At 47.6% G+C, this 540-nt stretch carries 1 protein-coding gene; it reads right to left on the bottom strand.

The genetic code is table 11. The annotated features are described in order from the left end of the window. Positions 1-48: 48 nt before the first annotated feature. Positions 49-540: hypothetical protein (locus E1189_RS24610; RefSeq protein WP_230459924.1), on the bottom strand; the 492-nt coding region annotated here is incomplete at its 5' end.

Here is a 540-nt window from a genome sequence, read left to right as displayed (position 1 = left end):
GAGTGGATTTTTTCGCTCTTCAAGGAACAAAGTCGGGAACGTAGCGGGCTACGTGACCAGAGTTGTAGGATACTCACCAGTATCCAGTTTCAGTCCATTGATAAATTCCTGAGCGATAGTCGTCGAATCGTCCTCATCAAGAACCAGAGCATCATGGGATCGGAAAGCTGTTCTGATATAATGCGCGTAGGGATCCCGCTGAGAATAAGATATTACTCCCGCCATAAGCGCGTTCAACTCAGCCGCTGATTGAGGAATATGGTGTCCTGTTCCTTGGCCAAATCCATAGCTAGCACCAAGCCAACAGACCGTTACCCCCCCTCCGTTAACATGAGCTGTCTGATACACATAATCTGCGAATGTTTTTTTGATAAACGCAGAGTATTGATGAGAAATATCGGATAACCGGCCACGCGATGCCTCGTCATCAGGGTGGTGTTGGCAATAATGCTCACTGAGTTCATTAGCTTTCTTCACCAAACTTGTTTTATTCCAAGAGGGAGCCCCAAGCAGAATGACAGGGCGATGCTGACTGGCTCT

This window comes from Parendozoicomonas verongulae (assembly GCF_009711465.1).
In the GTDB taxonomy this organism is placed as follows: Bacteria; Pseudomonadota; Gammaproteobacteria; order Pseudomonadales; family Endozoicomonadaceae; genus Sansalvadorimonas; species Sansalvadorimonas verongulae.
Note: the sequence above shows the minus strand (reverse complement) of the source record. Positions and strands in the feature narration are given on the sequence as shown.